Below are 6037 nucleotides of genomic sequence, written 5' to 3'. Positions count from 1 at the left end.
AATGAGGAAATAAGGCATTAATAATGCAGGTCACTTTTTGCAACTTATTCATCTCGCTTATTAAATTAAAGGGTGCGTTAGTAAAACAATCTAAATTCTCAATGAAGCCAAAGTATGCATTATTTTATTCACTCAAATGCATATTTTGGCTTCTTTATTATGCAGTAGGTTTTTTAATTGGTAAATCTCTTGGCGTACATTGGTAAAAAAGATGGCAAGGGTGGTAAAATTTTGTGAACGTAATCAATAATGCCTAGAAAACGAAAAAGAAGTCTACCTCTTAATAGGGATTAGACTTCTTTTTCGTATTATTTTTGTTTTTCAAATTGTAGAATACCTTTGTCAACAGATACCCATCCTTTATACCCCAGATGGATCGTATCTTTAAAGAAATATTTATCGTACTCATGACCGGATAAATCTAAAATAGGAAATCCGTTCTTTTCAATTTGTTTTTTAACCTTCACATAATAATCCGTGCGTCCTTTGGTTGGAAAACCGGTATAATCTGACCAGTAACCATTGACTGGAACGGAAACAAATAAAGGTTTTGCATGGGCTTCTTTTAGTACATCGAGGACCAGTTGCAGATCTTGATATTGTCTAGATTTTGCATAACTTGCTCCCTTTTTATACCCTTGAAGTTTATCCAATTTAGGTTGTAACATGGCTTTATAATACAAATCATTCACATAGAACGGATTGGATGTTGTTTTTTTTGCAGCCAGATGGGTGGCAGCGTCTTCAAGCTCAGCCCATGATTTATTCTGTGTGAGGGCTGGTTTTGGATGAAGTTTTTTCAAATGGACATCTAGTAAAGAAAGGATTAAATCTCTTCGTTCCAACAAATGTAAAAAGCCATAAGCAAAGGGCTTGATGACCATGGCTTTGGTTTGGTGCCATTTATCATGATATACATTCGCCTCCAAAAGAGAAGAAAGCATCCAATCACTTTTGACTACATTAAAGGCTAAAAGGCGCTTTGAACCTTCTGTCACTAATGGGTGATTCACTTTTGGGTTTAACGCAAATTGGTATCCTTGTAAAACAGAAAAGTTGGGTGCAAAGTGGGATTCATCCGAGCCTTTAGGCACAAACCATTGTGGTGATAAGACGAAAACTATCCTTTTGCCTTTTAACTTATCTGCATGAGCTGAAAAGTTTAAAAAGTGAATGAGTGCCTCAGTCCCCCCGGTTCCGACTAAAAACGGCGTGAAGCCCTGTGGATTCACATGAAAATAGTTTGACGGATGAAAAGGGTCTAATCGAGCCAATTCAGAAGAACCATAAATAGGCAAATAGGCAGGATTTTCTAACATCTTTTGTTGAACTAAATAGCCTTGAAACATATTGCGGTCTAATCCTGCTGCATCTCGCTCCACCAACTTCTCATTAATCAAAGGCAGTAACCATTGGGCTGGAAAAAACAAAAGAATGGAAAATAAGATGACTGCTACAATTAAGGGTTTAAAGGAGGAGCGGACCATTACCGATTCTCCAATTGACCAATAATTGCATTCGGAGTATTCCATTCTTCTCTGACAAAATCAGAAATCCCCACTGTGATCTCTAAACGTTCTTCAATTTCAACAAGCAATGAAACCGTTCCGAACGAATCCAATAGACCTTCCTTAAATAAATCGATATTTAAATTTTCTCTTACAATATCCGAATCACAAATCTCTTCTAAAATATCCAACACTGTCTCTTTTACTGACATGATAATTCCTCCTAATATTAAAATAATCGACCGGAAAAGATTAAAAATCCAAAGCAAATGAAGTGGAAGGTGATGACGATCGAGATTGCATGTGTCCATTTATTCTTTTTCCAGAATGAGTATTTTTTGTTTTTTCGTGCAAACCAATCAAAACTGATGATTAAAAGAGCATGATATAACCCATACACAATATAGTGAAGTTCCAGACCGTGCCATACCCCCATTAATAAAAAGAGAAGCAGGTAACCAAGATAGGAAATGGTGAAACGGTTTTTGATCCACTTTTTCTTTTGCATTATGAAGGCAAATCGCATGTACACATAATCCCGGAACCAAAATGAAAGTGACATGTGCCAACGGTTCCAAAAGTCTTTAATATTTCTGCTCAAAAAAGGAAGATTAAAGTTTTCAGGCGTTTTAACCCCCATAATAAAGCTGAAACCGATGGCAAAGTTGCTGTATCCAGCAAAGTCAAAAAATAAATATAAACTGTACAGATACATATAACTAATATCGGATAGCAGCGTATGGTTTTGGATAAAAAGTGTTGAAATTAATTTACTATTGATGAGAAACCCGATAATAAATTTATATAAAAGGCCTAAAAAAATCTTATTAATTCCCTTATAAAGAAGCTCATGATACTCTTCTCTGGAAGGAACGGTGCCTATATCCTTTTTAAAACGTTTGTAACGGTCGATTGGACCGGAGGATATGGTTGGAAAAAACAATAAAAACGAAAGTTGTTCTTTTATGGTCAAAGATGTTAACGAACCATCTCGAATATCAATTACCATTTGGATATTTTTAAAGTTTAAATAAGAAATTCCTAAAAATCCAAACCAGTTATTCAATTCGAATGCAGGCAAGATTTTTATTAACAATAAAGGGATGATGGAAAGAAAAATAGCAAGATAAAAAACAAGTGACGAATTTTGCTTTGATCGATACCGTATATAAACGGAAACAAGGATGATCTCCCAAATGACATAGGCAATAAAGGAATACGCTTGATGAAGGTCAGCTGCGAATGCCATAAAGAGCACGACAAACGTAACGAGAGCGTTATACCAACCTAACCTTTTTTTCCGGTATCCCGCTGCTACGACAGGGATAAGCAAGATGCCAACAATCATAAAATAAAGTAAAGTTGCATAGGGCGTCATGCAGTAACCTCATGTAAAACTCTTTTTCGGTCTACCTTGCCGTTATTCGTCATGGGAAGAGCTGGGCGATAAACAAACTTTCTCGGTACCATGTATTGCGGTAATAGAGCACGCAATTCTTTTTTTAACTGACTGGTAAGTTGAAATTCCTTTTCGAATTTATGTGGAGCTGGGATGATCACCGCTGTTAAAAATTCGCATTTCCCGTCTTTGTAATTAGGTACAATCATAACGTTTTGTACTAACGGCAGGGAAGAAAGCTGTGCCTCAATCTCTTCAAGCTCCATTCTGTATCCATTCACTTTCACTTGGAAATCCATTCTTCCTGCGTAAAATAACAATCCATCTTTTTTATAGCCAAGGTCTCCTGTTTTATAAGCAGGCTGCCCATTGAGGACGAAAAATGATTTACGAGTCAAACCTGGTTGATTCAAATACCCTTTGCTCACATGAGGTCCGGTTATAACAATTTGACCTTTTTCCCCATCTGGTTGTTCATCAAGTGATTCTGACAGAATATAAACTTCGCCATCTTTTTTCGAAATGCCAATTGGCAATGATTCGTACTTTTCAATCAAGGAATCATCCACATTAATACTTGTTGCTGCTACTGTACATTCAGTAGGACCATACGTATTGAATACAGTCGCATTTGGGAACCTCTTTCTCAATTTTAAAGCCGTTGCACTTGGTAATGCTTCTCCGCAAAATAAAAATGTTGTTAATTCAGGGAGTAGAGATGCTGAAAACTGTTCATCCGATAAGCAATAGTCCACAAAGGATGGAGTAGACGTCCAAATATTCGCGGAGGACTTTTCAAGCGATAAAAATAATTCTTTAGGCGCTGCCACATACTCTTTGGGCAGCATCCAAAGGGTTCCTCCTAAGAATAAACTAGGGAACAGATCCATCACTGACAAATCAAACGAAAAAGGTGCTTGGTTTAAAAAGACTTGATGGTTTGCTAAACCGAAGTCATTCGTCATCCAGTGAGTAAAACTCATTAAATTGTTGTAAGAAATTTGGACACCTTTTGGATTTCCTGTGCTCCCTGACGTATAGATGATATAAAAGTTTTCATCATTGAGAACATATGACTCGGAAGAAACGGTTTTTCCTTGATTCTTTACGAGTGCATCTCGTAAACGATCTCCATTCAAAGGATGGGATAGATGTTCCAAACCTACTTGAGGCAGATCAATAGGTGATAACATCATTTTAGCTCCAGAATCTTCTATAATTTTTGCAATTCTTTCATCTGGAATAGATGTATCAACCGGAATATACGGATGACCTGATTTAACGCATGCTAAAAAACAAACAAGCATTAATGGTTCCATGTGACCATAAACCACAATAGGAGTAGAATCATCCAGCAAAAGATTGTTTAAAAAATAAGCTAAAGACTCGGACATATTATAAAGCTGCCTATATGTAAGGCTCTCATTTCCGCATGAAAAAACGGTCTTTTCAGGATATAATTCAGACCATTTTTGTAGTTGTGAATAAAAATTCATAGTGTCACCTCTAAAATTCGTTATAAATAAAAGTACCGGAATTTTTAAATCCATAAATTGTTAGTAAGCCTAACAGAATTAAAAAATAAAATAACAATCTCATCATCCACCTTGTGGTAGGATGACAGAATAAAGATTTTACATAATGAAAAAATGAATTCATAAATGCCTCCTAACTGGGAAGTAAAGCACTTGATGATTTTACTATGAAATCCTATTTGATTTAGGATTTTAATCAAAATTTAATCCTTGGCTTTTGACAGATTAGTGGAATTTAGAATAAAGGGAGCAGGAAATGTATGAGGAATTTAATATTTTTGAAAAGGAACGGGGATTTTTGTAAAATATTGAGATTCCAGGATTAATATTAATCTTAGTACTTGTACTAATCGTTTTTGGACCTAAAAAACTTCCGGAACTTGGTCGTGCTGTCGGCCAATCATTGAGGGAATTTAAAAATTCAACTAAAGATTTAATAGAAGATGATAAAGAATTGATTGAAGAAATAGTAAAATCCACGGATAGTAAGTTGTAACAAAGAGTATGGTACCAAATGCGGTTCCATACTCTAATTTATTATGTTGAATGCTTTAAATGGATGGGTGAAAAAGGCTCGTCTTGACAGTTGATTATGCCCACAACGATTGTCAGAGAGTTAAATATGAAAAGAGATTGAGGCATGGCAACCCCAATCTCTTTTTTCTTCATTACGCCAAACCATCTTTAGATATAGATATCTAATTAGTGAGGCAAAAAATAGCTCACATCGTAATGTGGCATAATGCGCATGAAATTCCTTTAACTATTGATTGTTGATATCAAATTCCTTTGCAACACTTAAATGGAATGGAATAAACCTAATTTAATGAATATCTAATTAGATTTAATAATCAATGGGTAATATCTTTTAACACTAAATTTTAAGGGGCGAATTGATGATAGGATCAAGCTGTTATTTCGATGGCTTTTTTGTTCATTAAGTTTTAAAAAAAACAACTGTAAAAGAACTGGTATGTTAAAATTTAGAAAAATAAACGGAATATTAGAAGCAGCGGTTTATGGTGATAAATATGGGAATCTAAGGTGGTAAATAATGAGGAAAAATGTTTTTGCATGGATTATGTATATAGTAGGTTTAGTAGGTTTCATCATTACATTGTTCATCATATTTATGAAAATCGATAATTCATTTACTTTTATATTTGTAATTGGATATGTGATTTTTCTGATTATTTTCCTTTTTTATTTTGTCATCGGATCTATTAGAAATGTAAGGAACATAAATTCAGTTGATATACGAAAAAGGGTATATACTTTCCTGCTTAGTGTTGTCCTACTTAGTGGTTTTTCTTTTCTTTTTTTCTATTTAAAAAAGCCCTCAGAAATAAATGTTAATAGGCTTATATATACGCCTTTAGCAATATCACTCGGTTCAGCTTTTGCGGATTTACCATTTTTAAGAAAGAAATAATCGGATACGCTTATACAATATGTAGAGACGCTTGTTTAGGTTTGGAAAGCAATATGAAGAAAAAATTAATGATTGCTATACTATTAATCATGCTTACATTCATTATATACAGACCTTTGCGAAGGCACTTTAAAAACATATTTTCACGATTAGAAACTAGGGG

The 6037-nt window shown here is 34.7% G+C and carries 6 protein-coding genes; 1 reads left to right on the top strand and 5 read right to left on the bottom strand.

Annotation, left to right across the window (positions count from 1 at the left end):
* Positions 1–308: 308 nt before the first annotated feature.
* The 5 genes from dltD to ACSU6B_RS26765 are packed head-to-tail and all read right to left on the bottom strand — an operon-like array spanning position 309 to position 4566.
* Positions 309–1487 (bottom strand): D-alanyl-lipoteichoic acid biosynthesis protein DltD, encoded by a 1179-nt coding sequence (gene dltD / locus ACSU6B_RS26785; protein WP_410889439.1) that lies wholly within the window; start codon positions 1485–1487, stop codon positions 309–311.
* Positions 1487–1720, bottom strand: coding sequence for a D-alanine--poly(phosphoribitol) ligase subunit DltC (gene dltC, locus ACSU6B_RS26780; RefSeq protein ID WP_035445672.1), 234 nt, complete (start codon positions 1718–1720; stop codon positions 1487–1489). The genes dltD and dltC overlap by 1 nt, the downstream gene beginning before the upstream one ends.
* A gap of 17 nt (positions 1721–1737) precedes the next feature.
* Entirely contained in the window at positions 1738–2886 is a 1149-nt protein-coding gene (dltB, locus tag ACSU6B_RS26775; RefSeq protein WP_410889438.1) for a D-alanyl-lipoteichoic acid biosynthesis protein DltB, read from the bottom strand.
* Positions 2883–4403 carry a D-alanine--poly(phosphoribitol) ligase subunit DltA gene (gene dltA / locus ACSU6B_RS26770; RefSeq protein ID WP_410889437.1) on the bottom strand — a complete coding sequence of 507 codons (1521 nt, stop codon included), beginning with the start codon at positions 4401–4403 and terminating at the stop codon, positions 2883–2885. Before dltA ends, dltB begins: the two co-directional genes overlap by 4 nt.
* Positions 4404–4413: 10 nt before the next feature.
* A complete protein-coding gene (locus ACSU6B_RS26765; RefSeq protein WP_081416022.1) occupies positions 4414–4566 on the bottom strand; it encodes a teichoic acid D-Ala incorporation-associated protein DltX in 153 nt (50 codons plus the stop codon).
* A 183-nt stretch (positions 4567–4749) separates the two neighbouring features.
* Between ACSU6B_RS26765 and tatA the strand changes: the two genes are divergently transcribed.
* The gene (tatA, locus tag ACSU6B_RS26760; RefSeq protein ID WP_410889442.1) at positions 4750–4938 is read left to right on the top strand and encodes a twin-arginine translocase TatA/TatE family subunit; all 189 of its coding nucleotides are present in this window, start codon (positions 4750–4752) and stop codon (positions 4936–4938) included.
* The last annotated feature ends 1099 nt before the right edge of the window (positions 4939–6037 follow it).

Source organism: Neobacillus sp. C211 (assembly GCF_051842875.1).
In the GTDB taxonomy this organism is placed as follows: Bacteria; Bacillota; Bacilli; order Bacillales; family Cytobacillaceae; genus Neobacillus.
This window is presented reverse-complemented; position numbering and strand designations above follow the sequence as displayed.